Genomic DNA, 25,979 nt, shown 5'->3' with positions numbered 1-25,979 from the left:
CGGGAGCACGACCGCCCGCAGGCGGTAACGAGTGAATGGATTCAACGATCAGGGGCGGGCGGTGGACTCGCGGACCACCAGCCGGGTCGGCAGCTGCATCGGCTCCTCGGCGTGCGAGCGGGCGCCGCCGATCATCGCCAGCACGTTCTTCGCCGCGGTCTGACCGAGTGCCTGCAGCGGGGCCGCCACCGTGGTCAGCTCCGGACTGACGAGCTCGGCCATCGCACTGTTGTCGAACCCCACCACGGAGACGTCCTCGGGCACCCGTGCACCGAGCCTCCCGGCACCACGGATGAACCCGATCGCCACCATGTCGTTATAGGCCACCACCGCGCTGGTGCGGTGCTGCGCCCAGGTGGCGGCCGCCTCCACCCCGCCGTTCACCGTCGGCGCGAACGGTCCGGTGCGCCGGATCCGCACCCCGAGCTCCTCAGCCGCGCGGCGCAGCCCCCGCCAGCGCATGCCGTCCGCCCAGGAAGCCTCCGGGCCGGAGAGGTAGGTGACCTTCTCGTGCCCGAGCTCCACCAGGTGCTCCACGCTCTTGAACGTGCCGCGCTCCACGTCGATCACCACGGACGGCACCCCGGGCACCACCCGGTTCACCACCACCACCGGCTTCACCTTCGCCACCTGGCGGATCGCCGAGTCGGAGATCCGTGAGGCGGTCAGCACCAGGCCGTCCACCGAGCCGAGCGCCCGCTCCAGCGTGGCGCGCTCGCGCACGGCCGACTCTGCGGTCTCCGCGAGCAGCATCGTGTATCCGGCCGCCTCGCAGGCCGACCCGGCGCCGCGGACCAGCTCGTAGAACACCGGGTTGCCCAGATCGGCGAGCACCACGGCGAGCATCCCGGTGCGGCTGGCCGACTGTGCCCGGGCCTGCTCCTTCACCCGGTAGCCGAGCCGCTCGGCGATCTGTCGGATCCGCTCCCCTGTCTCGGCGTTGACCCGACCCGGCCGGGAGAACGCGCGGGACACAGTGGACGGGGCCACCCCTGCTTCCCGGGCCACGTCGTAGATCGTCACCGCAGGCGGGGCACCCGCAGCTGACTCGTCCGACTCCGGCATACCAGCGAGCCTACTGGCCGCCGGTCCAGACCGTCCTGGGCTGCAACAAGCGGCAACCCCTTGCCCGCCCCGGGCGCACCGGCGTTGGCTGTGCCCCATGTGGACACTGTCCGGATTCGCCGACGAAATCGACCCTGACCTCGACCTCCAGGTCGCCACCATGACCCAGCTGGGGCTGAACTACCTGGAGTTCCGCAGCGCCTGGGACACCAATGTGCTGGACCTGACCGATGCCCAGGTGGCCGAGGTCAGCAGCACGCTGGCCGCCGCCGGGCTGCAGGTCTCCGCGGTCGGTTCGCCGATCGGCAAGATCGGTATCGATGAGGACTTCGCCCCGCACACCGACCGGATGCGCCGGGCGGTGGACGTGGCCCAGGCCTTGGACACCCGCTATCTCCGGATCTTCTCCTTCTTCACCGGCGCGAACGACCCGGCGCGCGTGCGGGACGAGGTGCTCCGCCGGATGGATGCCCTCGCCGCCATCGCCGCGGAGGCGGACCTGGTGCTGTTGCACGAGAACGAGAAGGCGATCTACGGCGACGTGCCCGCGCGCTGCGCCGATCTGGTCACCAGTGTGGACACCCCGCATCTGCGCCTGGCCTGGGATGCCGCGAACTTCGTCCAGGTGGGGGTGCGGCCATTCACCGAGGGCTACCAGCTGCTCCGCCCGCACCTGGAGTACATCCAGATCAAGGACGCCCTGCTGCGCGATGGCACAGTGGTACCGGCCGGCGCCGGTGACGGCGAGGTCGCCGAGACGATGCGCGCGCTAGCCTCGGATGGCTTCGACGGCTTCTTCTCCCTGGAGCCGCACCTGAGCGCCGTCGGCACGTTCGGCGGCTTCTCCGGGCCGAACCTGTTCGGTGAGGCGCACCGAGCATTCACCACCATCCTGGACGAGGAGAAGATCGCCTACTCATGAGCGGTTCGCACCACCAGTCCGCGGCCATCGTCGGCTGCGGGGACATCTCCACGATTCATATCGACGCCCTCACCCGGTTGGACATCCCGATCGTCGGCGTGTGCGACACCGTGGCCGAACGCGCCGAGCAGGTCGGGACCGCTCTGGGAGTGCCGGCGTTCACCGATCACACCGAGCTGCTCCGCCGCACCTCACCTGAGGTGGTGCACGTGTGCACACCGCATGCCGAGCACCTGCCGGTGGCTCTCGATGTGCTCGACGGCGGACATCACCTGCTCGTGGAGAAGCCGCTGGCCGCTACGGTCGCCCAGGGCGAACAGCTGGTGGCGGCCGCCGAGGCTGCCGCGGCCCGCGGCGTGCGCACCGGGGTGGTGCTGCAGAACCGGTACAACCCGCCGAACCGCCGGCTGCACGAGCTGATCTCCACCGGCGCCCTGGGCCAGGTGCAGGGGGCCAAGGCGGACGTGAACTGGCACCGCACCGCCGACTACTACCGGGCCCGCCCGTGGCGGGGCACCTGGGCCGGTGCCGGTGGCGGCGTGATGATGAACCAGGCGATCCACACCCTGGACCTGTTGCTCTGGCTGCTCGGTCCGGCTGTGGAGGTTCGCGGGCACGCCGCCACCTACGCGCTGGCCGAGGCGATCGAGGTCGAGGACACCGCCGAGTTCGTGATCAGGCACTCCGGCGGTGCGCGCTCCACGCTGTTCGCCACCAACACCTACCCGCTGAACTCCCCGGTCACGGTGACCGTGCATGCGGAGCACGCGACCGCCGTCGTCTCCGGGGACCTCACCGTGACCTGGCACGACGGCCGTACCGAGACGGTCGAGGCCGCCGTACCGGGCAGCGTGGGCCGCTCGTACTGGGGCGACTCGCACCGCCTGCTGATCGATGACTTCTACTCCCGGACCGGCGACAGCGAACCGTTCTGGATCGGTGCGGCCGCTGGGCTGGCGCCGGTCAGCACGATCGCCGCGGTCTACGATGCGTCCCCGAACCTTGCCGGGCGCCCTGTCCCGGCCACCACGGGCTAGCCATGCGCTGATGAGACGCAGCGGCGCCGAGGCGGCCACACCTGGCACCATCGGGGCATACCGTCTGTTCACGCTGAGACCGATCCGGAAGGACCCCTTGAATGACCTCCACTGCTGAAGCCACCGCCCAGGTCGGCGTCGTCGGACTTGCGGTGATGGGCCGCAACCTGGCCCGCAACTTCGCCAACCACGGCTACACGGTGGCGGTGTACAACCGCACCACCGCCCGCACGGACGAGATGATGGCCGCGCACGGCGAGGAGGGCAGTTTCGTGCCGTCTGCCGAGCTCGCGGACTTCGTGGCCAGCCTGGAGCGGCCGCGCCGGATCATCATCATGGTGCAGGCCGGCAAGGGCACCGACGCGACCATCGACTCCCTGGTCGAGCTGCTCGAGGAGGGCGACATCGTGGTGGACGGCGGTAACGCCCACTACGAGGACACCCAGCGCCGGGAGGCCGCCCTGCGGGCGAAGGGGCTGCACTTCTTCGGCGTGGGCGTCTCCGGTGGTGAAGAAGGCGCGCTGAACGGGCCGTCGATCATGCCGGGTGGGCCGGCCGAGGGGTACAAGGCGATCGGCCCGCTGCTCGAGGACATCTCCGCCAAGTACGACGGCACTCCTTGCTGCGCACACATCGGCCCGGACGGTGCGGGGCACTTCGTGAAGATGGTGCACAACGGCATCGAGTACGCCGACATGGAGTTCATCGCGGAGGCCTACGACGTGCTGCGCGCGGCCGGGCTGAGCGTGCCGGAGATCTCCGAGACGTTCCGGGAGTGGAATACCGGTGACCTGGACTCCTACCTGATCGAGATCACCTCCGAGGTGCTCGACCAGACCGATGCGACGACCGGCAAGGCGCTGGTGGACGTGATCTCCGACGCCGCGGGGCAGAAAGGCACCGGCCGGTGGACCGTGCAGATCGCCCTGGAGCTCGGCGTACCGGTGAACACCATCGCCGAGTCCGTCTTCGCTCGCGGAATCTCCGGGCACGCCGACCTGCGCGCCGCCGGCCGGGAGCACGTGCCCGGTCCGGCTCGGAGCCTGGCGGGCGGGGACCGCGCCCAGCTGATCGAGGGCGTCCGGCAGGCGCTGTGGACCGCCAAGGTGGTGGCCTACGCCCAGGGCCTGGATCTGATCCGCACCGCCAGCCTGCAGAACGACTGGAACGTCGATGTGGCCTCCGTGGCCACGATCTGGCGGGCCGGCTGCATCATCCGTGCCCGGCTGCTGGAGCGCATCCGCGCCGAGTACGCCGCGGACAACCTGCCCACGCTGCTCGCCGCACCAAGCATCGTCGCCGGGATCGAGGAGACGAACGAGGGCGCCCGCCGGCTGATCGGCGCCGCCCAGCAGGCCGGTGTGCCCGTCCCCGGTTTCGCGGCCGCCCTGGCCTACCTGGACCAGGTCCGGGCCGACCGACTGCCGGCCGCGCTGATCCAGGGTCAGCGGGACTTCTTCGGCGCGCACACCTACCAGCGGGTGGACACCGAGGGAACCTTCCACACCGAGTGGTCGGGCGACCGCAGCGAGACCCGGCTGGACTGAGCAGTGGTCGCCACTGGGAGCAGCACGCTTGCCGAGGCCCTCACCGGCCTCGGTCCCGAAGCGGCTGCCGTCGCTGCCCGCGCCCGGGAGACGATGGCAGGAGCCGGGCGGCTCGGGGTGGCCTTCTCCGGTGGTGTGGACTCGGCGGTGCTGCTCGCGCTGGCCGTGGCCGAGCTCGGCGATCAGGATGTGCTGGCGATCCTCGGCATCTCCCCGAGCCTGGCCGCCGACGAACGGGCCGCCGCCCACGAGGTGGCGGCGTTCATCGGCGCCCGGGTGGTGGAGGTGGCCACCCATGAGGAGGAGAGCGCCGGGTACCGCGCGAACGATGTGGACCGGTGCTTCTTCTGCAAGGACGAGCTCTTCACCCGCATCTCCGACGAGGTGGTCACCGCGCACGGGCTCGTCTCCGTGGCCTATGGGGAGAACGCCGACGACGCTGCTCGCCCGGACCGTCCTGGCGCCCAGGCGGCCACCAACCACCGAGTCCTGCGCCCGCTGGCCGACGCCGGCGCCACCAAGGAGCTGGTCCGCGAGATCGCTCGGGCGATGGCGCTGCCGTGTGCGGACAAGCCGGCCGCCCCCTGCCTGGCCTCGCGGATTCCGCACCATCAGGAGGTCACCCCGGCCAAGCTGCAGCAGGTGGAACAGGTCGAGGCGGGTCTGCGCCGGCTCGGCTTCAGCGACTCCCGGGTACGCCACCACGGCGAGATCGCCCGGATCGAGCTGCCCCCCGGCGAGATCGAACGGGCAGCGGGTCCGCAGCTGCGCACCGCGATCCATCGGCTCGCCACCGACGCCGGGTTCGGCTTCGCCACCGTGGACCTGCGCGGGATCCAGTCCGGGGCGTTCACCCTGTCCATCCTGAACGCCGGACGGACCGGCCCACCGGGCACCGCCGTGCCCCGACCGGTCCCGTGAGCGAGGCTCACCTGCTGTGACCGAGCACTGCGCCGATCACCCGGGCGGGTTGGACCCGGAGCTGATCGCCAACCTCGATACCGACCGGTTCCGCCGCCGCGGCTACCCGGAAGCGGTGTACTGCGCGGGCAAGACTTCCGCGCAGCTGAGAGTCATCGCCAGCCGGTTACGCGAGCACAACGGCGGTGGGAGCGCGCTGTTCACCCGCGCCGACGCCGAGCAGGCCGCGGCCGTGCTCGCGGTGCTGCCGGAGGCGGCGCACCACCCGGAAGCACACCTGCTGGCCTGGCCACCCGCTCCCCCGCCGCCGACCGGTGGCCTGGTGCTCACCCTCACCGCCGGCACCTCCGATCTCCCGGTCGCCCTGGAGGCCCAGCTGACCGCCCGCTACCTGGGCCGGCGCAGCGAGCTGATCGCCGACGTCGGCGTGGCCGGGCTGCACCGGCTGCTCGCCCGGGTGCCAGACCTGCGCCGTGCGGACGCGATCGTGGTCGCCGCCGGGATGGACGGGGCACTGCCCTCCGTCGTGGCAGGACTGGTCGAGGTACCGGTGGTCGCCCTGCCCACGTCGATCGGCTACGGCGCCGCGTTCGGCGGAATCGCCCCGCTGCTGACCATGCTGAACGCCTGTGCCCCCGGGGTCGCGGTGGTGAACATCGACAACGGCTACGGCGCCGGACACCTGGCCGCGCAGATCGCCCGTGCCCCGCACGCCGGATAGTTCACTTCATCACACCAGCACAGAACCACCGTTTGCTATGCGTAAGATATCGCTCATCCCCACCGTGGGGACGTACTCACAGGATGGAGACCATGAGCGCCACCGGCGACTCTGACAGTACCGACGGCCACCGATCTCACCCCGACAGCGCAGCCGGGGACGCAGACTCGGACTCCATGGAGGGTCACAGACCCTGGCCCGGGACGACCGGGCCTGATCGACCGAGCGAGACCCACCGGGGCCACCGCGAGCCGATCCGATGATCGAGATCGTGCTGCTGGCCATCGCCCTGCTGCTGGTCCTCGCCTGCGGCGGCTTCGTGGCCGCCGAGTTCGCCTTTGTCACCATCAACCGGTCCGCGGTGGAGGCGGCTGCGGCCGGCGGTGACCGCAAGGCACAGCGGGTGCTCGCCGCCCTGCGGACGCTGTCCACCCAGCTCTCCGGTGCTCAGCTGGGCATCACCGTGACCAACCTGACCATCGGGTATCTGGCCGAGCCGTCACTGTCCCGCCTGATCCAGCCCACCCTGCTGGGGATGGGACTGAGCGAGACCGCGGCCCGCTCCCTCTCCCTCACCCTGGCGATGGTGATCGCCACGGCGGTCACGATGATCCTCGGCGAGCTGATTCCGAAGAACCTCGCCATCGCCGATCCGATGCGGGTAGCCCGGGCGGTGGTGAACTTCCAGCGCGCCTTCACCTGGATCAACACCTGGCCGATCCGGCTGTTCAACGGCGCGGCGAACGCGATCCTGCGGATGTTCGGCATCCAGCCGCAGGAGGAGCTCGCCTCGGCACGCTCTGCCGAAGAGCTCGCCGCTCTGGTGCGGCACTCGGCGAACGAGGGCACGCTGGCCTCGGACACCGCGGAGCTGGTGGAACGCTCACTCGTCTTCTCCGACCGGCGCGCCCGGGACGCGATGACCCCGCGGTCCCAGCTGGACAGCCTGCGCCCCGAGGACTCGCTGAGCACGCTGGTCAGCACCGCGAAGGCGACCGGGCACTCCCGGTTCCCGGTGATCGAGCTGATCCAGGCCGACGGGCACACCAGCACCGAGGTCCGCGGTCTGGTGCACATCCGGGCTGCGCTGGCGGTGCCGTTCGAGGAGCGCGACGAACGCACAGTGGCCGAGGCCCTCACCCCGGCCACGATGGTGCCGGACTCGCTGGAGCTGGACACACTGCTCGACGATCTGCGCGCCGGCGGCCTGCAGATGGCGCTGGTGATCGACGAGTTCGGCTCACTGGCCGGCCTGATCACTCTGGAGGACCTGGTCGAGGAGATCGTCGGCGAGGTCCGGGACGAACACGACGAGGACGAGCTGGAGGCTCGGGTCGAGCCGGACGGTGACTGGACGTTGCCCGGTCTGCTCCGCATCGATGAGGTCGCCGATCTCACCGAGATCGACCTCCCCGTGGGCGAGGCCTACGACACAGTGGCCGGTCTGCTCGCCGATCAGCTCGACCGGCTGCCCGAGGTGGGCGATGTGATCACCGTGCGCGCCGCCGTCGCCGACAGCGACGACAGCGCCGACGAGCTGGATGTGACCGTGCAGGTGACCGCGATGGACCGGCACCGGGTGGATGAGGTGCGGCTGCACGCCGAACCAGCCGCGGCCAAGGAGGTGGCGGAGTGAGCACCGCCTGGACCCTCGCCCTGACTGCGGCGTTGCTGGCCTTGAACGCGTTCTTCGTGGGCGCGGAGTTCGCCCTGATCGCGGCCCGGCGCACCACGATCGAGCCCCGGGCCAAAGCCGGGCACCGGATGGCGAAGATCACCCTGTACGCGATGGAGCACGTCTCCCTGATGATGGCCGGCGCGCAGCTGGGCATCACCATCTGCTCGCTGCTGCTGCTCTCGGTCAGCGAACCGGTGATCGCACACGCCCTGGAGAGTCCGCTCGCAGCGCTCGGGGTGAGCGCCTCGCTGGTGCATCCGATCGCGTTCGTGATCGCGTTCGCACTGATCACCACCCTGCACGTGGTGCTCGGTGAGATGGTGCCGAAGAACATCGCACTGGCCGGGCCGGACCGTTCGGCGCTGGCCCTCGGCCCGCCGCTGGTCCTGCTGGTGCGGATCGGGCACCCGGTGCTGTGGTTGCTGAACCAGATCGCGAACCTCGGGCTGCGGCTGATGCGGGTGCAGCCCCGCAACGAGGTGGCCTCGACCTTCACCCGGGACGAGGTGGCCGGTCTGGTTGCCGAGTCTCGTACTGGCGGGCTGCTGGAGCTGAACGACGAACGGCTGCTGATGGGCGCCCTGCAGTTCGCCGATCGTGGGGTGGAGAAGGTGCTGCTCACCCTGCCCACGGTGCGGACGTTGCCCGAGCATGTCACCCCGGCGGGGGCGGAGGCGGTCGCGGCCGAAGGCTTCTCCCGCTTCCCGGTGCAGCGCGAGGACGGCTCGCTCGCCGGGTACGTGCACATCAAGGACCTGCTCTCCACCGATGCCCAGCTGCGCCAGCGCCCGATCACCGACGATGCGGTCCGACCGCTGCCGGTGATCGACGCCGCGGACACGCTGCGCACCGCGCTGGTGACCATGCAGTCCGCCGGTGCCCATCTGGCCGAGGTCCGCGCCGAGGGCCAGGCAGTGGGTGTGGTCACCCTCGAGGACGTGCTGGAGGAGCTGGTCGGCGTGATCCGGGACGATTCCCGGCGTCTGCCCCGGCACCAGCACTCACCGCGGGCAGCGGGCAGCCACTAGCCGCCCGACCTGCCGGCGGCCGGCAGTTCAGGCGGCGATCACCCAGATCGCCGCCGTGGCCGCTGGGCTGAGCCCGCTGGCATCGGAGACCAGCTCGTCGTCCAGGCCCAGGCCCGCCTCGGTGATCTCCCGGAGCAGCTCCGGCTCCGCATCGCTGATCCGGGCGATCCGTGCCCGGGTGCCTGGATACACCTCGTCCAACCGGTGCGCCGGTGGGGTGACCACCCGGCCGTCCAGCTGCGGGATCGGGTCCCCGTGCGGATCCCGCAGTGGCGTGTCGAGGTGGGCGTCCATGCGCCGCATCAGCAGTGCGGAGACGGAGTGCTCGAGCCGTTCCGCATCCTCGTGCACCTCGTCCCACCGGTAGTCCAGGGCCAGGGCGAGATAGGTCTCGACCAGCCGGTGCCGGCGCACCATCGCCAACGCGGCCAGCTGCCCGGCGTCGGTGAGGGTGATCCGCCGGTACGGCTGGTAGTGCACCAGAGAGGCAGCCGCCAGCCGCTGCACGTTCTCGGTGACGGTCGAGGCGCCGACCTCGAGGCGGGCCGCCAGCTCCGAAGCGCTGGCCCCGGGCTCGCCCCACTCCCCCAGCGTGTAGATCGCTTTCAGATAGTCCTGAGTCACCGTCGACTCCGGGAGCTGCACTTGCTCCAGGGAGACCGCTTCAGCGGCCCCCACCTCCCGGTGGCTGCACCGCGCGCCAGCTGTCAGCGCCAGCCCGTGGCAGGAGCGCGGGGGCGCAGCGGGCATCAGAACACCGTGAGCCAGGCGTCACCCAGCCCGATGATCGCCGCGGCCACCACTACCAGGTACCAGAGCGCGGTGATCAGCCAGGCGTTGCCGGTCACGAACCGGCGCAGGCCCGGGCGCCCTGGCAGCGCCCCGTTCTCCAGGGTCGCCGCCACGGTGTGCACGAAGAACGGGATCATCACGGCCCACACCACCAGGCAGTACGGGCAGAGCGCGCCGATCTGGGTGATCGCCTGGTACTGCAGCCAGGTGACGAAGCCGATGCCGAACGTCGCGCCCGCGAGCAGGCCACGCCAGTACCAGCGCGGCAGCCGCACCCTACCGGCGAGCAGGGCGCCGGTGACCAGCACCACGGGGAACGCGAGCAGACCGATCACCGGGTTCGGCAGCCCGAAGACCTTCGCCTGCCAGCTCTCCAGGAAGATGCCGCAGCCGATCAGCGGGTTGATATCGCAGGCCGGGACGAAGTTCGGGTCGGTGAGGATGCGGATGTGGTCGAGCATCAGCTCCAGTGCGGAGAACGCACCGAGTACACCGGTGATCAGCGCGAGAATGGCGTAACTGCGCCGGGCCCGTCCAGGGCTCACGGCTACCGACGCGCCGGCGTCGGTGCCGGTCGGCTCCTCCAGATCGTCCTCGGCGTTCTGGTCCACCACGTCGGCAGGCTGACGTTCCGTGCTCACGATGCTCCTCGCTGCGGGGTGTCCCCAGTATGCGGCATGCTCACTCCTCGGTCTGCTGCCCGCTGACGAACTCGGTCGGTTGCGCTGGCCACGGTGTCCAGTCCGAGAGCACCACGGAGGTGTCCGTGCCCACGGTGACGATCCGGTAGTCGACCGGGAGGTGGGTGTCCGGGTCCCACCGGATCGCGGTGATCGTCGCGGGTTGGGTCAGCGGACCGATCGTCGGGGACCCTTCGGCGGCGCCGGCGGTGCTGGCGCCGATGTACTGGGTGCCCAGTCCGAGCTGACGCGGGCCGGTCTGATTGTGCATGTGCCCGGACAGGCTCACCGGTGCACAGCCAGCCTCGATGATCTGCCGGCCGGCGTACGGACTGTGCACCAGCAGCACGTCCACCTGTTCACCCTCTTCGGCCAGCTCGCAGCCGCGGGCGGCGAGCCGGTCGCCCATCTCCAGCACGGTCTCTTCCCGGGTGGGTCGGGTGGGCTGACCGAGGGAACTGATCGTCGGGTCGTTGTCACCGAAGAACCGCAGGCCGGCGACCTCCACCGGTTCGCCCTCCAGCGGGATCCAGCCGGCCTCGACCTCCTGCTCGGTGGTGGTACGGGAGTCGTGGTTGCCGTCGGCGAACACCACCGGGAGATCGCCGAAGCCGTCCGCGAACGCCGACACGCAGTAGGACTCCACGGAGGTACCCGCCATCACCGTGTCTCCGGCGTTGATGATCAGGTCGGCGCCGAACTCGGCTGCCGCCGTTCCGATCACCTCGGCCATACCGATGTTGCAGTGCAGGTCGGTGACCATCACTCCGGTGATCAGTTCCGGCTCCTCCTCGGCTGCGGCGGTCTCGGCACCGGCCGAGCCCTCATCGCCCGACGGCGTCTCCTCGCCTGCTGCCGTCGGCTCACCCGCCGTGGTCGGCTCGTCGTTCTGGGTCTGGTCGGCGGAGGCACTCTCCGCACTGGTCGGGTTCTCCCCGCCCCCTAGGGCGTCACTGTCGGCGCCGGTGTTGGTGTCGGTGTCGGTGTTGGTGTCGGTTTCCTGGCCGTCCGCAGCGTCGGCGGAGGCGAGGCCGTGCCCGTCCGCATCAGCGTCGGCGTCGGTATCGGAGTCGGTGTCGGTGTCGGAGTCGGTGCCAGGGTCGGTATCGGTATCGGTGTTCTCGGCACCGGTCTCCGCGCCTTCCTCGTCAGCGCTCGCCTGTGCTGCGGCCGCTCGCTCCGCCTCGAACACCGAGACGAGATTCGCCTGGGCGGCGACGTAGAACTCGCTGTTCTTATCGATCGCATCCACCACGTAGCCGCCGTAGTAGTCCACGATCGGGGCGAGCCGACCGGTGATCCGCGCATCCTCGAGCGGGGTGCCGTCCAGCACCGCCGACGTACGGCCGACGTTGCCCGAGCTGCGCGTGGCGTCCACGAGCGGCACCAGCGTCACCGCCACCACCACTGCCATGGTCAGCGGAGCCACCCCGGGCTGGCGCATCGCGTTCTTCATCGTCTCCCGGAGCAGCCCGTGCCCGGCGAGCCGCGCGCTGGCGACGATCAGCAGCTGGATCGACCAGAGCAGGGTGAACCGGCCAAGCGCATCGGTGATCAGCCCGCCGGCAGCCTCGCGGATGGCCGGCTCGGGGTTGGCGAAGAACTGGGTGTAGCCCTGCAGGTCGGAGGTGAGCCCGGCGATCGGATTCGCACCGGGTGCGGCCAGGCCGACCGGGATCTCCTTCACCTGCACGTTCACGCCCACCCGCAGCGGCAGCGGGGAGTCGACGATCAACGCACCGAGGGGGCCCATATCCACCCGAATCTCGTCGTTCAGCCGGACCGAGTAGTCCGCCTCGTGCGGACCGAGGGAGCCGGTGTACTGGGCGCTGAGCAGCCCGACGACGAGCGCCACGAACCCGGTCACCAGCACTACGATGCCGGCCCGGATGCTCCGCCGGGTCATCGGTCGCAGCTGGTGCCACCACTCCACCCGATGGCGCAGCGCCGGGGTGGTTTCCGGGTGCTCCTCCGGCGCCGGGGTGGTTTCCGGATGCTCTTCCGGCTCGGCGTGCTCCTCCGCCTCGGCGTGCTCCTCCGGCGTCGGGGTGGTTTCCGGGTGCTCCTCCGGGGACTTGTCCGCAGAGTTCACTGGTAGCTCACATAGTCCGGTTGCGGCTGGATGCGGTAGGTCCGGGCAGGGGTGAGCATGGGGCTATCTTCGTCGATAAAGTTCTTCCAACCCCAGTGCATACCGTCCGGCGCGCCGCTGCGCACGTCTCGCCAGGTCTCTCGCTTCGCCTCCGGGGTGCCGTGACCGTCGGCGTGGATCAGCAGCGCGACCTCTTCCCGGCTCAGGTCGAGGTTGTCTCGGCCCCGGATCATCTGTTGCTGGAACTGGTGCAGCACCACCATCTTCTGCGGCAGCGCATGCTCCTGGACGAAGTCGGCCAGGTAGTTCACCACCTGGTTCACCTCGCGCGCCCGGACCGAGCCGATCTGCTGCAGCGGCCGTTCGTCCTCGGCAAGGCGCCACTCCGGGTCGAGTGCGATACCCACGTTCGGGTACTCCAGCAGTTCCTCGTACTCGCGCACCTGGTCGAGGAAGTTCGCCCGCCCGGGCTGGAAGTCCAGCACCACGTACTGCCCGGCGTCGGCAGCGGCCTCGATCAGCTCCACGAAGTTCTCCGCCGGGAACTCGGTGGAGTAGTTGCCGTCCGCACCGGCCGAACCGGCCGCCACGGTCACGATCACCTCCAACGTGGGCACCACCGTGTCCTCGGTGAGGTCGGCATAGTCGGCCGCCCGCTCGGCAGCCAGGTCGATGGTCTCGTCGGTATTCTGCTCGCCGAGCACGCCCAGGCTCGGGGTGCCGGGGTGCCCGTAGAGCGCGACGTACCGGGTGCTGTCGAAGACCAGCTGTCCGCCGCCGGGTAGCTCGGTTCCGGTCGCCGCAGTGGCGGCCTGCCAGGCGAACGTGTCCTGGTCGCCGAAGCTGGTGCCGTAACCGACCACGGCCTCCGGGGCACCCAATGCGCTCACCGCACCCACCGAGGCACGTGGATCTCCGGACACGATCGCCACCTGCCCGCCGGCGGCCCGGGCGTTGGCTACCGCCACCGCTTGATAGTCCTGACCGTCCGCGAGCACGTGCAGGCCCTCGATTCCCTCACCGTGCAGCAGGGGTGGCATATGGCCGCTCCGGCTGGGCACGGCGGCAGAGGAATCGCCCGGGTAGACCTGCCCCGGCTCGAGTGCGGCGATCGACTGGGCCACCGCCTCGGCCTCCGGAGCCGAGGCGTCACCGAACGACCCGTCGACCGCCGTACCGAACAGCTCGGCCAGGCCGTCGGTGTCCTCGGGGGCGGGCTGGACGTTCATGCTGGTCACGTCGACCGCGTCCAGGTCCACAGACCCGACCGGGATCAGCGTCTCGGCACCGAGGCGCACGATCTCCGCCTCGATGGCAGCGTCCTGCGATCCGGTGAGCAGCACTGGCGCGCCGAGGGCGATACCGATCGAGGCAGCCCGCAACGCCGCGGCCTGGTCCTCGGCGGGTGCGAGCACCACCGCACGCGCCGAGGCGAAGAACTCGGCGCTGCTGTCCAGAGCGAGCGCTGCTGGATCGGTCTGGGCCACCAGCGAACTCTCCGTCTCCGGGAGCTGGGCCACGGCCGCGGGCTGCGGCTCTGGTGGCGGTGAGGTGGGATCGGGGTCCACCGTCGTGGTTCCGGTGCAGCCGCTGAGCAGGAGCAGCACCGCGCCTACGCTCGCCCAGGGCATCGCAGATCGGATTCGCACGAGTCCCCCAGATCACGTAGGGAAAGGTCAGGTCCGCGCCCCCCGCGGCTTCTTCACTGTACGCCTCGGACCTGGGATCACTGCTAGCCGGAGGCGGTGGTGTCCGTCTCACTGCGCGAGGCGCGGGAGCGGCCCCGGGACTTCTTCCCCTGCGCTCCGCGAACCTTGCGCAGCTCTGCCCGGGAACGGCGCAGCCAGCGCCAGCCAAGCACTCCGCCGACCACGGCGATCAGGCCGATGATCACTCCCACGAGCGTGGAGCCGGTGAACGAGGGCGAACCGATCACCATGTCCAACCGGGCGTCCACCGCCGAGGATGTGGTGCCGACATCGATCACCAGGGTGAGCACGTTCGGCAGCGCCACGACTGCAGCAGAGGCTGCCACGATCAGCCGGGTACGCCAGGTCCAGGTGGAGCGCACTGCGAGCCAGATCACGCTGGCCGGGATCACGGTGAACACCAGCCCGCAGACCAGCCCGACGAGGATGCCCGCACTGGAGACCCCTTGCACCAGCCCGGTGACGACCCCGGCCCACCACCCGGGCAGGACAATGCTGCCGAGCACGCCGAGCAGCACCAGGACGATCACGACCCCCGCGCCGATGGTGACCCGGCGCAGCCACACTGGTGGAACGCCGTCGCCGAACTTCCAGCGGGACGGTGACGGCTGCTCCGGCGCCTGGCCCGGCGTGCCCGGCACCCCTGACGCACTCGGCGTGCCCGGCTGACCCGAAGCGGCGGGCGTGCCCGACGTGCCCCGAGCTCCCGGCGCGGCCGGCGTTCCCGGCCGGACCGAACTACCGGTAGCGCCAGACTCCCCGGGGGTCTCCGGCTGGTGCGGATCGGCGGTACTCATGGCCTCATCCTGGCACTAGCACCTCACACCAGCGAGTCTTGCCACGCCTGGTGCAGCGCAGCAAATCTCCCCGCCCTGCCGATCAGCTCCTCCGGGGACCCGTCTTCGACCACTTCCCCCTGGCTCATCACCAGCACCCTGTCGGCGATCGCCACCGTGGACAGTCGGTGGGCGATGATCAGCGCCGTGCGGTCGGCCAGCAGCGTCTGCAATCCACGCTGGACCAGTCGTTCCCCGGGGATATCCAGGGAACTGGTGGCCTCGTCCAGGATCAGCACCGCCGGGTCGGCCAAGAACGCCCGGGCGAAGGAGATGAGCTGCCGTTGCCCGGCGCTGACCCTGCCGCCCCGCTTGTTCACATCCGTGTCGTACCCCTCCGGCAGTGCGGTGATGAAGTCATGCGCTCCCACAGCGCGAGCAGCGGCCTCGATCTCCTCATCGGCAGCATCTGGGCGGGCGAGGGCGATGTTGTCCCGCACAGTGCCGGAGAACAGGTACGCCTCCTGGGTGACCATCACCACCGCGCGGCGCAGGTCGCGCGGTGCCACCTCGCGCAGGTCTACCCCGTCCAGGGTGATCCGCCCGCCATTCACGTCGTAGAACCGGGCCACCAGCTTGGCCACTGTCGACTTCCCGGCTCCGGTCTGGCCGACCAGTGCGATGATCTGCCCGGACGGGATGTCCAGGTCCAGCTTCGGCAGCACGGTCTCTTCGCCATACCCGAACCGCACACCGTCGAACCGCAGGTGTCCGGAGGCCTTCGGCAGTGCCACCGGGTGCTCGGCCGCCCGCACCGAGGGGACCTCCTCGAGCAGACCGGAGATCTTCTCCAGCGCCGCGGAGGCGGACTGGAAGGAGTTGTAGAACATGCCCATCTGCTGCACCGGCTGGAAGAAGCGCTTGGTGTAGAGCAGCGTGGCCAGCAGCGTGCCCACCTCGATTCCGCCATCCAGCAGCCGGAACGAGCCGATCGCCAGAGCCACGGCGACCGTCACGTTGCCGATCAGCTGCAGGGCCGGATCGTAGATCCCGTTCAGTCCCATCGTGCGGGCGTTGTTCTGCCGGTAGTCCTCGGTGAGCTCGCCGTACACGCCGTTGTTCGCCTTCTCCCGGCGGAACGCCTGCACGGCCCGCATCCCGGTCATCGTCTCCACGAAGTTCACGATCAACCGCGCTGAGGCCACCCGGGAGATGCGGTAGAGCACCTGGGACCGCTTCTGGAACCACCGGGTCACCAACCACACCGGCAGCACCGCCACCAGCAGCACCAGGCCGGACTGCCAGTCCATCAGGAACAGGGAGACACCGGTGAAGACCATGAACAGCAGACCGGAGGCCAACGAGGTGATGCCGTTGTCCAGCAGCTCGCGCAGCGCCTCCAGGTCGGCGGTCTGCCGGGAGATGATCCGGCCGGAGGTGTAACTCTCGTGGAACTCCAGGGAGAGACGCTGCGTCTGCCGGAACACCCGCTGGCGCAGGTTCAACAAGATCGCCTGGCTCACGTTGGCGGCAAACCGGATGTACCCGGCAGTGCCGCCACCGGCCACCACGGCACAGCCGACGTAGGCGATACCGAAGCCGATCGCCGGCCCCCACTCCCCGTCCATGGCGGCGGGCAGCCCGCGGTCCACCGCACCGGCGATCAGCGCCGGGCCGGCCACCTTCGCCGCCTGCGCGATCACCACCAGCACCACGGTCACACCGAACAGTCCACGCACCGGCCGGAGCAGGCTGCCGAGCAGGCGCAGCGAGCGCTGGCGGACCTCCTTGGACCGGGCGCGATCCAGGTAGCTGTTCTCCTCATCGGCCACTCCGCGTGGAGTGGATGCTGCAGCACTCATCGGGTCGCCACCTCCGATTCGGCATCGTTGTCCTCAGCGAGACTGGAGATCACGAACCGGTAGTGCGGATGACCGGCGAGCAGCTCGCGGTGCGTTCCTACCGCTGTGATGCGCCCGCCGGCCAGCACGGCGACCCGGTCGGCCAACGCCACTGTGGAGGGCCGGTGAGCCACGACGAGTGTGGTGGTATCAGCCAGCTCCTCGCGCAGGTGTGCGGTGACCGCCTCCTCGGTGGCCACGTCGAGCGCGGACAGCGGGTCGTCCAGGACCAGGATCTTCGGCCGCGCGGCCACCGCCCTCGCCAGTGCCAACCGCTGGCGTTGACCGCCGGACAGACTCAGCCCTTCCTCCCCGATCGTGGTGTCCAGACCGGCGGGCAGGTCACGGACGAAGTCCGCCTGTGCCACGGTCAGGGCCCGGTCCAGGTCAGCCTCGGCGCGGTAGCCCTCCGGGGCGCCGAGGAGCACGTTCTCCCGCACGGTGGAGGAGAACAGGGTGGCGTCCTCGAACGCGATGGAGACGAGCTCGCGCAGGTCGCGCCGGCTCATCTGGCGCACGTCCACACCGTCCACAGTCACCGTGCCGCTGGTGACATCGAACAGCCGCGGCACCAGGGAGATCATCGTCGTCTTCCCGGACCCGGTCAGTCCCACCAGGGCCATCGTCTCCCCGGGTCGCACGTGCAGGTCCACACCGGCGATCACTTCGGTCCGCGGTGCCTCACTGGGCCGGGCCGGATCCCGCCAGGCCTGGTCCGGGGTGGGCTCGTCGGGGTACTGGAAGTGCACGTCGTCGAAGACGAGATCGCCGACCGGCTCCTCGGGTCGGATCGGATCCTTCGGGTCCGGCAGCTCGTTGGCGGTGTCCAGCACCTCGAAGTACCGGTCGACGGCGGTCTTGGCGTAGAGCGTCATCGACACCAGGTGTCCGAGCTGCTCCACCGGTCCGTTCACCACGGCGGCGGTAGCGAAGAACGCCAGCAGTGCGCCGACGCTGAGCTGCCCGTCGACCACCAGCCACACCCCGCTGAGCAGGCATGCACCGAGCACTGCTTCGGAGATGGTGGTGATCGCGAACGTGAACCCGCCGAGGGTGCGTGCCTTGGACAGCTCGGTGCTGCGCAGCTCGTCGGCCTGCACCGAGAAGCTCTGGTAGGCCTCCCGCCCGCGGCCGAACGCCTTCAGCACCCGGATGCCGTGCACCGACTCTTCCACGGTGGTGGCCAGGTCCCCGGTCTGGTCCTGGCTGAGCCGGGAGATCCGCCGGAACCGCGTGGAGAACCGGTAGGAGAAGTACACCACCGGCAGTGCGCCGCACAGGTAGGCGATGCCGAGGATGCCGCCCATGTCCACCATCAAGCCGACACCGACGCCGATCGTGGTGGTGTTCACCACCAGCATGATCAGCCCGAAGGACATCCATCGGCGCAGCTGGCCGAGGTCGGCCATCGAGCGGGACAGCAGCTGCCCACCGGGCCACTGGTCGTGGAACGCGATGGGCAGATCCTGCAGGTGGCGGAACAGCGCCATCCGCATCGAGGCCTCCACCCGGGTACCCGGGACAAGGATGAACGCCCGCCGCGCGGCGACCAGGCCTGCCTCGAGCACACCCAGCCCGAGCACCAACAGCACGGCGGACCAGACACCGCTGCGATCGCCGTCGGCAGCAGAACCGAGCAGAGGGCCGTTCACGGCCCACTCCAGCACCTGCGGGATCGCCAGCGCGCACAGACTTGCCCCGAGCGCGGACAGCATGCCTGCGATCAGCCAGGGCAACGCCGGGCGCAGGAAGGGATACAGTCGAGCGAGCGTCGCCACCACTGCAGTACTGGGCGGCAGCGACGCCATAGAGTTCCGGTCAGCCGTGGTATGGCCAGCGGGCATAGTGAGTCGATGACCTCCTGGGTCTACCCAGCATCGTGCAGCGTCGAATGCCGAGGGTGTGGACGGACCCCCTGCGCCGGGCAATCGTCGAGCCTACTCCAGCCCGGCGACAAAGGGCAGTGCCCACGCCGAGTCCAGGTAAGCGCTCTCAGGCGGTCTTGTCCTCGCTCGCGTCCGCAGTCTTGCGCTTGGCCGCCGTCTTCCCCGTGTTCGTGGCCTTGCTCTTCTTCCCGGCGCCCGTCTTGCTGCCGGTGCCTTTCGAACTCTTGCTCGTACCACCGCGGGCAGACCTGCTGGCCTCCACGCTGCGGCGCAACGCCTCCATCAGGTCGAGCACCTCACCGCCGGAGTCCTCGTCCTCCGGGGTCGAGGCTTGCACGACTTCACCGGAGGCCAGCTTCTCCTCCAGCAGCGCGCGCAGCTGGACCTGGTACTCGTCGGTGTGCGCGGCCGGGTCGAAGTCCGCCTCGTAGCTGCGCACCAGCTTGGCGGACATGTCCAGCTCCTTGGCGCTGATCTTCGCCTCGTCCAGGCCCTCGAAGTCGGGTTCGCGGATCTCGTCCGCCCACAGCAGGGTCTGCAGCAGCAGCGCGTCCCCCCGCACCCGCAGCGCCGCGAGCCGGGTCTTCTGCCGCAGCGTGAACGAGACGATCGCCGTGCGGTCGGTCTCCTCCAGGGTGCGCCGCAGCAGCACGTACGGCTTGCTCGAGGTGGAGCTGGGCGCGAGGTAGTAGGCGGAGCCGAACATGATCGGGTCCACCTGATCGTTCGGGACGAACTCGAGCACGTCGATCTCCTTGCTGCGCTCCGCCGGCAACGTCGCCAGATCGTCCTCGGTGAGCACCACGGAGGCGTCACCGTCGGTGAACGCCTTGTCGATGTGCTCGAACGGCACGACCTCACCGCACTTCTCACACTTGCGCTGGTACCGGATCCGGCCGCCGTCGGCGTCGTGCACCTGGTGCAGGCGCACATCGTGGCTCTCCGTGGCGCTGTAGACCGAGACCGGCACGTTCACCAGCCCGAAGGTCACCGCACCTTTCCAGATCGCGCGCATCGCTGCTCCTCTCGCCCCACTGCTGCGCCGCAGGTGCCCGCGGGCAGATGCTCACGCTGTGCTCTCCTAGTGAACACGTGATGCGCGCTGAACGCCAACACGCCACGATGGGGCGATGGCCAGTCCCACCCGGACCGAGCTCGACGGTCGGCTGCTGCAGCTCACCAGCTTGGACAAGGTGCTCTATCCGGCCACCGGCACCACGAAGGCCGAGGTGATCGACTACTACCTCCAGGTGGCGGGCGCGATGTTGCCGCACTCTGCCGGCCGCCCGGTCACCCGGAAACGCTGGGTGGACGGTGTGGGCACGGCGGCGGAGCCGGGTGCGGCGTTCTTCACCAAGAACCTGGACTCCGGCACTCCGGACTGGGTGGTGCGCGCGGACCTGCAGCACTCCGACCATCGCAGCACTTATCCCCTGGTGAACGACCGCGCGAGCCTGGCCTGGATGGCGCAGATGGCAGCGTTGGAGCTGCATGTGCCGCAGTGGCGGTTCGACTCTGCGGGGCAGGTGCTCGGGCCGGACCGGATCGTCTTCGATCTGGACCCGGGGTCGGGGGTGAGCCTTCCGGAGGTGGCCGAGGTGGCCGTCTGGGTGCGGGACATCCTCACCGGGATGGGGTGGGCCAGCGTGCCGGTCACCTCCGGGTCCAAGGGCATCCATGTGTATGCCGCGCTCGACGGCGGTCCTTCCGCTGATCAGGTCCGTGCCGTGGCTCAAGAGCTCGCCCGGAGTCTGGAGGCGGACCATCCGGATCGGGTGATCTCTCGGATGAAGCGCGCCGAGCGTGCCGGGAAGGTGTTCATCGACTGGAGCCAGAACCATCCGAACAAGACCACGATCGCGCCGTACTCGCTGCGGGGCACGCTCGAGCCGTTCGCGGCCGCGCCGCGTACCTGGGACGAGCTGACCGACCCCGGTCTGCGCCAGCTGAGACCGGCGGAGGTGATCGAGCGGCTGGCCAGCCAGGGTGACCTGATGGCACCCGGTCTGGCCGGCGTGGCCGGACCGGACGCGCTGGAGCGCTACCGGGGCAAGCGGCGGGCGGAGCGGACACCGGAGCCGGTGCCCGATGCGGTGCGGATCAGCGGAGAGCAGGTGTTCGTGGTGCACGAACACCACGCCCGGCGGCTGCACTGGGACCTGCGGATGTCCTACTGCGGGATTCTGACCAGCTTCGCCGTGCCGAAGGGACTGACCGCCGACCCGGCCACCCAGCACCTCGCGGTGCAGACCGAGGACCACCCACTGGACTACCTCACCTTCTCCGGCACCATCCCGGCAGGTGAGTACGGCGCCGGCGAGATGTACGTGTGGGACACCGGCACGTTCGAGGTGCACAAGTGGTGGCTCGGCAAGGAGATCATCGTCACGCTGCACGGTAGCGAGAGCGGGCCGCTCGCCGAGCATGCTCCGGCCAAGTACGCGTTGATCTGCACCGATCCTGCCGAGCGGCAGTGGCTGGTGCATGCGATGAAACGCGGGGGTGCGGCGCAGCGGGCCACGCGCAGCACCTCCACCCGCAGGACGAGCACGCAGCCAGGCACGCCACGGCCGGCGAGTCCCGCCGTGGCCCATTCTCCCGACGCGCCACCCGGGCAGCCTGAGCCGGCCCCGGACCAGCCCGAACCTGCCCCAGCCCAGGCGAGCACCGCCGTCGCCGCCTCCGCCAACGAACCCCCCGCTCCAGCCGAACCAGCCCCACCCCCGGCAAGTCCCGCCGTCGTGCGCCCGATGCTCGCCACCCCGGGCACACCCTCGGACGTGGCCCAGGACTGGGCGATCGAGATGAAGTGGGACGGTCAGCGCGTGCTCGCCCGCTTCGAGGATGGTCAGGTCCGGCTGTGGGCGCGCAGCGGGCGGGAGATCACCGCGACCTACCCCGAGCTCGCCGCAATCGACGTCCATGCCGACTCCGCACTGCTGGACGGTGAGGTGGTGGCCCTGGACGATGAGGGACGCCCGTCGTTCGCACTGCTGCAACCGCGGATGCAGGCCTCCGATGCCGAGGTTGCCCGCGCGGCGCGCCGGCAGCAGGTGCACTACCTGGTGTTCGACGTGCTCGAGGTGAACGGACAGGACCTGACCCGGCAGACCTACACAGACCGGCGCGACCTGCTCGCCCGCCTGGTCGAACCCAGCGAACATGTGCAGGTACCGGAGGCCTTCGACGGTGACCTGGCCGCAGCGCTGGCCGCGAGCCACGCCTACGGTCTGGAGGGGGTGCTGGCCAAGTATCCGGGCAGCCGGTACCTGCCCGGCCGTCGGTCCTCCTCCTGGATCAAGATCAAGCACACCGAGGCGGTAGACGTGGTGGTCTGCGGCTGGCGGCCCGGGCGAGGCGAACGCACCGGTCAGGTCGGCTCCCTGCTGCTGGCCGTTCCCACCGAGACCGGCGAGCTGCGCTACGTGGGCCGGGTGGGCACCGGCTTCTCCTCGGCGCAGACGCGCCAGTGGCCGCAGATGTTCGCCCCGGAGGAGATCGATGCACCGGCCGTGGTGGACGTTCCGGCCGCCGATGCCCGGGACGCGCGCTGGTTGCACCCGGTTCGGGTGGCCGAGGTGGTATTCGGCGAGTGGACGCCGACCGGTCGGCTCCGGCACCCGCGCTGGCGCGGCTGGCGAGACGACCTGACGCCTGCGGAGATCAGCCCACCGGCCGGCGGACCAGATAGATGAACCCGCGGCCCGGGCGCCGGCGCACCCGCAGCACGGGCCGCAGCTGACCCCGGCGGGCGAGGATCGTCCCGACCACCAGCGCACCGAGCAGTGGTCCCGCCGCGCAGGCAGCGAAGCCGGCATGCGGGCCGCCCCACTCGCAGACCCAGCCGATGATCAGCCCGGAGGCGGCCTGAGCACCCATGTTGATCAGCACGTACAGGGAGAGCACCCGCCCGCGCATCGCCGGGTCGGCGCTGGTCTGCACCAGGGTGTTGCTGCGCGTCAGGTAGAGCAGGCTGGTGGCACCGATCGCGTAGAGCACCACGAGGAACAGCGCCGTGCTGGAGATGAGCGCGGCGACGATCTGCAGCACGCCGAGCGTGGCGGCTCCCGCCACCAGCGTGCGCAGCCGGAGCCGGCGGGCACGCCCGGCGAACAGGGCCCCGGTGATCGCACCCAGGGCCAACGTGGAGGTGAGCATGCCGTAGCCGCTCGCGCCGAGGTCGATCACGTCCGCGGCGTAGGCGGTGAGCACTGTGGCCATGTTCACGCCGGTGACCGCCACGAAGCCGACCAGCACACACGCCCAGAGGATCTCCGGGTGTTCGCTGACGTGCTTGAGGCCGGCGCGGAGCTGACCCTTGGTACGGCGCACCACGGCAGTGGGGAACATCTCCTCCCGGCGCATCGAGTGGATCAGCGACGCCGCGAAGGCACAGGCGAGTGCGTTCACCACGAACGCCCATCCGCTGCCGACCACGGCGATCAGCCCCGCGGCCACAGCCGGGCCGATCAGGGCGCCGAGCTGGAAGATCGAGGTGTTCATGCTGATCGCGCGGCGGAGCAGCTTGGGGCCGGCGATCTCGTGCACGAACGCCTGCCGTGCCGGGTTGTCCACCACGATCGCCATCCCGCCGAGGAACGCGGAGGCCAGCACGTGCCAGGGCTGCACCACACCGGCCAGGGCGAGCACGCCGAGGGCGAGGGTGAACAGTCCAAACAGCGACTGGGTGATGGTGAGGATGGTGCGCCGGTCGTAGCGGTCGGCGAGCACTCCGCCGAACAGGCCGAACAGCAGCATCGGGGTGAACTGCATCGCTACGGTGAGCCCGACCAGTGCGGCGGAGCCGGTCAGCTCGAGCATCAGCCAGTCCTGCGCTACCCGCGCGGCCCACCCGAACGTGCTGGTGCACAGCTGGGCGATCGCGTAACGGCGGTAGTTTCCCACCTTGAGTGCGTCGATCAGTCCTACGCCCGACGACGGCGCAGCCTTGGTACGCGGGATCGCTCGCCGGGGCGAGAGGGTCGCCAGAGCGGGGCCGATCGCGGAGGCGGTGCCGCGAGCGGCTGTGCGAAGGGCGGCGTTCGTGCGGCTGCCAGGTGTCGCCGGGGTCGACGGTTCTGCCGGGGTCGACGGTTCTGCCGGAGTTGACGAATCTGCCGCGGTCGCCGGTGCTGCAGGAGTCGCCGGTTCGGTTGGACGAACGGAAGAGACGCCCAGGTGCCGGTGCCGTCGGGAGGGGCGGACCTTGGCCGGCCGGTTGCCGCGGCGGGAGCGAATCCGCTGGGCTCGGGCCTCGCGGGCGGAGGGTGCGGAGCGCGGCTCGGGCGCGGTGGGCGCCGGGGCCTCGTTTCGGGCGACTGCGGTGTCGGTATCGGTGTCGGTGGGGCTGGTGGTGTGGAGTTCGGTTGCAGTCACGTCAGAGGTAGCGGTATCAGGTGTGGTGTCGGTGGCGGTGGCGGTGGGCGGACAGGTCGGAGCCGAGCTGGCCGAGTGCACGAGAATCCCTGCCGAAAAGTGAAGTCGGGAGTATCTGGATGATGGTGCACCTGCCACGTTAGGCGTCACCGCATCATTTATCCAACCTATAGTTCCTATAAGTGCCATTGCGCTTCGTAATGGCCGGGGATACGATGGTCGAATCGATACGACGAGGAGACGGTCCCTTTGTTCGACCCGGTGCAGCTTCGAACTTTCCTCACGATCAGTGAAACGCTGAACTTCACGGCCGCGGCCGCGCGACTGGGGATCAGCCAGCCCACGGTGAGCCAGCACGTGGCGCGACTGGAACGGGCGGCGAACCGCCGCCTGGTGCAGCGGGACACCCACGAGGTCGCACTCACGGACAACGGGCAGGCGATGGCCGGCTTCGCCCGGTCGATCCTGGCGGCACACGATCAGGCGGCGGCCTACTTCACCGGTTCGGCGATGGGCGGCCGGTTGCGCTTCGGCGCCGCGGACGACCTCGCACTGACCCAGCTCCCCCGGATCCTGCGCGAATTCCGTCAGCTGCACCCGCAGGTGACCGTCGAGCTCACCATCGCGCAGTCCCACGTGCTGCACCGACGGTTGCTCGCCGGGCATCTGGACCTGGTGTTCATCAAGCAGAACGCCGGGGAGGGTACCGGTGCCCTGGTGCGGCGCGACCGGCTCACCTGGGTAGGCCTACCGCAAGCGCCCCTCGCCGACGCGGGCGTGGTTCCGCTGATCACCTATCCGAATCCCAGCATGTCTCGGGACATGGCAACCCGCGCGCTCGAACAGGCCGGACGCACCTGGCGCGTCACGTGTACCACCCGGGAGATCAACGGCATGCTGGCGGCCGTCCGGGCTGGACTCGGGATCACCGTGCTCGCACAGAGCCTGGTGCCAACGGACCTCGTCGTGATGCCGGCCTCGAGCGGTCTGCCCGCGCTGGGCGACGTCGACATGGTGCTGGTGGACAACCCGAACGCACCGCGCGAGCCGGTCGAGGCACTCACGGCCGCCATCCTGGGCCGTCACTGAGGCGCGCGAGCGATCAGAGCCTCCGCTGCGCATCGATGCGGCGTCGCCCGCCGAGGTCGCCCCCTCGCCCGCCGAGGTCGCCCCCTCGCCCGCCGAGGCGGCCGAGGCGGCCGAGGCGGCCGCGCGCCGCAGCGTCAGCTCACCTCGCCAAAGGGGCCGCGCGCCTCGCCGAAGTCGCCCCCACCTCGCCGAGATGGCCCCGCCCCACAGCGTCAGCTGGCTTCGCGCTTCTTGTCCTCCTGCACGAAGAAGTCCACCACCAGACGGCCGACCGCCAGGACCGCGAACCCGATCGCGCCGTAGATCAGCAGACTAGCCAGTCCGCCGAGCACCACACTCGCGCCGCCGAAGCTCACGTTGGCGAACTGCGCGACGGCCCTGAACAGGCCGGCCAGCGCGAGCGCCCCCGCCACCACGATGATCGCCACATAGGCCAACTTAGCCGTGCGCTGGGTACTGGAGACCGCGAAGCTGGTGTCGAACAAGCCCGGGTTGCCGGACGTGGGGTACTGCCCACCGGAGGCGAAACCACCGGCCTGGGCATACCCGCCGGGCTGCTGCTGCGGCGCCTGCGCGTAACCACCCTGCGGGTTCTGCGGAGCCGACGCCTGGCCGTATCCGCCTTGCGGAGCGTGCGGGGTCTGCGGCACCGACGCCTGGCCGTAACCCTGGGGCACCGACGCCTGGCCATAGCCCCCCGCGCCGATTGCTGTGGCTGCTGGCCATACCCCGGCTGCTGACCGTAGCCCTGGGCGTCCC

20 protein-coding genes are annotated in these 25,979 nt (G+C 70.1%); 9 read left to right on the top strand and 11 right to left on the bottom strand.

The window, feature by feature from the left end; all coding sequences use genetic code 11:
* Positions 1-48 precede the first annotated feature (48 nt).
* Positions 49-1,065: a LacI family DNA-binding transcriptional regulator gene (locus tag FU260_RS09810; RefSeq protein ID WP_147916893.1), complete on the bottom strand. Its 1,017-nt coding sequence runs from the start codon at positions 1,063-1,065 to the stop codon at positions 49-51.
* A gap of 97 nt (positions 1,066-1,162) precedes the next feature.
* Here FU260_RS09810 and FU260_RS09805 point away from each other — a divergent pair, with 97 nt between their 5' ends.
* From FU260_RS09805 to FU260_RS09775, 7 genes are all read left to right on the top strand, one after another.
* Positions 1,163-1,987, top strand: a complete 825-nt coding sequence (locus FU260_RS09805) for a sugar phosphate isomerase/epimerase family protein (RefSeq protein WP_147916892.1) — start codon at positions 1,163-1,165, stop codon at positions 1,985-1,987.
* On the top strand, positions 1,984-3,024 hold the full coding sequence (locus FU260_RS09800) for a Gfo/Idh/MocA family protein (RefSeq protein ID WP_147916891.1): 1,041 nt from the start codon (positions 1,984-1,986) through the stop codon (positions 3,022-3,024). Before FU260_RS09805 ends, FU260_RS09800 begins: the two co-directional genes overlap by 4 nt.
* Positions 3,025-3,125: 101 nt before the next feature.
* Positions 3,126-4,571: an NADP-dependent phosphogluconate dehydrogenase gene (gene gndA / locus FU260_RS09795; RefSeq protein WP_147916890.1), complete on the top strand. Its 1,446-nt coding sequence runs from the start codon at positions 3,126-3,128 to the stop codon at positions 4,569-4,571.
* Positions 4,572-4,574: 3 nt separating this feature from the next.
* Positions 4,575-5,492, top strand: coding sequence for an ATP-dependent sacrificial sulfur transferase LarE (larE, locus tag FU260_RS09790; protein ID WP_235912182.1), 918 nt, complete (start codon positions 4,575-4,577; stop codon positions 5,490-5,492).
* A 16-nt stretch (positions 5,493-5,508) separates the two neighbouring features.
* Positions 5,509-6,213 carry a nickel pincer cofactor biosynthesis protein LarB gene (gene larB / locus FU260_RS09785; RefSeq protein WP_210418237.1) on the top strand — a complete coding sequence of 235 codons (705 nt, stop codon included), beginning with the start codon at positions 5,509-5,511 and terminating at the stop codon, positions 6,211-6,213.
* 259 nt (positions 6,214-6,472) lie between these two features.
* A complete protein-coding gene (locus FU260_RS09780; protein ID WP_147916889.1) occupies positions 6,473-7,849 on the top strand; it encodes a hemolysin family protein in 1,377 nt (458 codons plus the stop codon).
* Positions 7,846-8,919, top strand: coding sequence for a hemolysin family protein (locus tag FU260_RS09775; protein WP_147916888.1), 1,074 nt, complete (start codon positions 7,846-7,848; stop codon positions 8,917-8,919). The genes FU260_RS09780 and FU260_RS09775 overlap by 4 nt, the downstream gene beginning before the upstream one ends.
* Before the next feature lie 27 nt (positions 8,920-8,946).
* On the opposite strand, the gene FU260_RS09770 is transcribed toward FU260_RS09775, so the two are convergent.
* The 8 genes from FU260_RS09770 to ku all read right to left on the bottom strand — a co-directional run bounded on the left by FU260_RS09770 (position 8,947) and on the right by ku (position 19,770).
* Positions 8,947-9,669 carry a metal-dependent transcriptional regulator gene (locus FU260_RS09770; RefSeq protein WP_147916887.1) on the bottom strand — a complete coding sequence of 241 codons (723 nt, stop codon included), beginning with the start codon at positions 9,667-9,669 and terminating at the stop codon, positions 8,947-8,949.
* Entirely contained in the window at positions 9,669-10,352 is a 684-nt protein-coding gene (locus tag FU260_RS09765; protein ID WP_168211721.1) for a vitamin K epoxide reductase family protein, read from the bottom strand. Before FU260_RS09765 ends, FU260_RS09770 begins: the two co-directional genes overlap by 1 nt.
* A 40-nt stretch (positions 10,353-10,392) precedes the next feature.
* Complete coding sequence (locus tag FU260_RS09760; RefSeq protein ID WP_147916885.1) at positions 10,393-12,483, bottom strand: metallophosphoesterase family protein; 2,091 nt, start codon at positions 12,481-12,483, stop codon at positions 10,393-10,395.
* Positions 12,480-14,114 (bottom strand): hypothetical protein, encoded by a 1,635-nt coding sequence (locus tag FU260_RS09755; protein WP_147916884.1) that lies wholly within the window; start codon positions 14,112-14,114, stop codon positions 12,480-12,482. Before FU260_RS09755 ends, FU260_RS09760 begins: the two co-directional genes overlap by 4 nt.
* Positions 14,115-14,215: 101 nt before the next feature.
* Positions 14,216-14,989: a collagen-like triple helix repeat-containing protein gene (locus FU260_RS09750; RefSeq protein WP_147916883.1), complete on the bottom strand. Its 774-nt coding sequence runs from the start codon at positions 14,987-14,989 to the stop codon at positions 14,216-14,218.
* A 23-nt stretch (positions 14,990-15,012) separates the two neighbouring features.
* Positions 15,013-16,830 (bottom strand): ABC transporter ATP-binding protein, encoded by a 1,818-nt coding sequence (locus FU260_RS09745; protein ID WP_147916882.1) that lies wholly within the window; start codon positions 16,828-16,830, stop codon positions 15,013-15,015.
* The gene (locus FU260_RS09740) at positions 16,827-18,677 is read right to left on the bottom strand and encodes an ABC transporter ATP-binding protein (RefSeq protein ID WP_147916881.1); all 1,851 of its coding nucleotides are present in this window, start codon (positions 18,675-18,677) and stop codon (positions 16,827-16,829) included. The genes FU260_RS09745 and FU260_RS09740 overlap by 4 nt, the downstream gene beginning before the upstream one ends.
* Before the next feature lie 184 nt (positions 18,678-18,861).
* Positions 18,862-19,770 carry a non-homologous end joining protein Ku gene (gene ku / locus FU260_RS09735; protein ID WP_147916880.1) on the bottom strand — a complete coding sequence of 303 codons (909 nt, stop codon included), beginning with the start codon at positions 19,768-19,770 and terminating at the stop codon, positions 18,862-18,864.
* Positions 19,771-19,885: 115 nt separating this feature from the next.
* Between ku and FU260_RS09730 the strand changes: the two genes are divergently transcribed.
* Entirely contained in the window at positions 19,886-22,450 is a 2,565-nt protein-coding gene (locus FU260_RS09730; protein ID WP_147916879.1) for an ATP-dependent DNA ligase, read from the top strand.
* Here FU260_RS09730 and FU260_RS09725 read toward each other — a convergent pair.
* Positions 22,419-23,660, bottom strand: a complete 1,242-nt coding sequence (locus FU260_RS09725) for an MFS transporter (protein ID WP_235912181.1) — start codon at positions 23,658-23,660, stop codon at positions 22,419-22,421. The genes FU260_RS09730 and FU260_RS09725 overlap by 32 nt on opposite strands.
* A 720-nt stretch (positions 23,661-24,380) precedes the next feature.
* Between FU260_RS09725 and FU260_RS09720 the strand changes: the two genes are divergently transcribed.
* Complete coding sequence (locus tag FU260_RS09720) at positions 24,381-25,220, top strand: LysR substrate-binding domain-containing protein (RefSeq protein WP_147916877.1); 840 nt, start codon at positions 24,381-24,383, stop codon at positions 25,218-25,220.
* A gap of 212 nt (positions 25,221-25,432) precedes the next feature.
* Here the strand turns inward: FU260_RS09720 and FU260_RS09715 are convergent, their stop codons facing one another.
* On the bottom strand, positions 25,433-25,897 hold the full coding sequence (locus tag FU260_RS09715) for a hypothetical protein (protein WP_147916876.1): 465 nt from the start codon (positions 25,895-25,897) through the stop codon (positions 25,433-25,435).
* Between the last annotated feature and the right edge of the window lie 82 nt (positions 25,898-25,979).

The sequence above is a fragment of the Ruania zhangjianzhongii genome (assembly GCF_008000995.1).
Lineage (GTDB): Bacteria > Actinomycetota > Actinomycetes > Actinomycetales > Beutenbergiaceae > Ruania > Ruania zhangjianzhongii.
The sequence above is the reverse complement of the archived record's forward strand: the minus strand, read 5'-3'. Positions and strand labels throughout refer to the sequence as shown.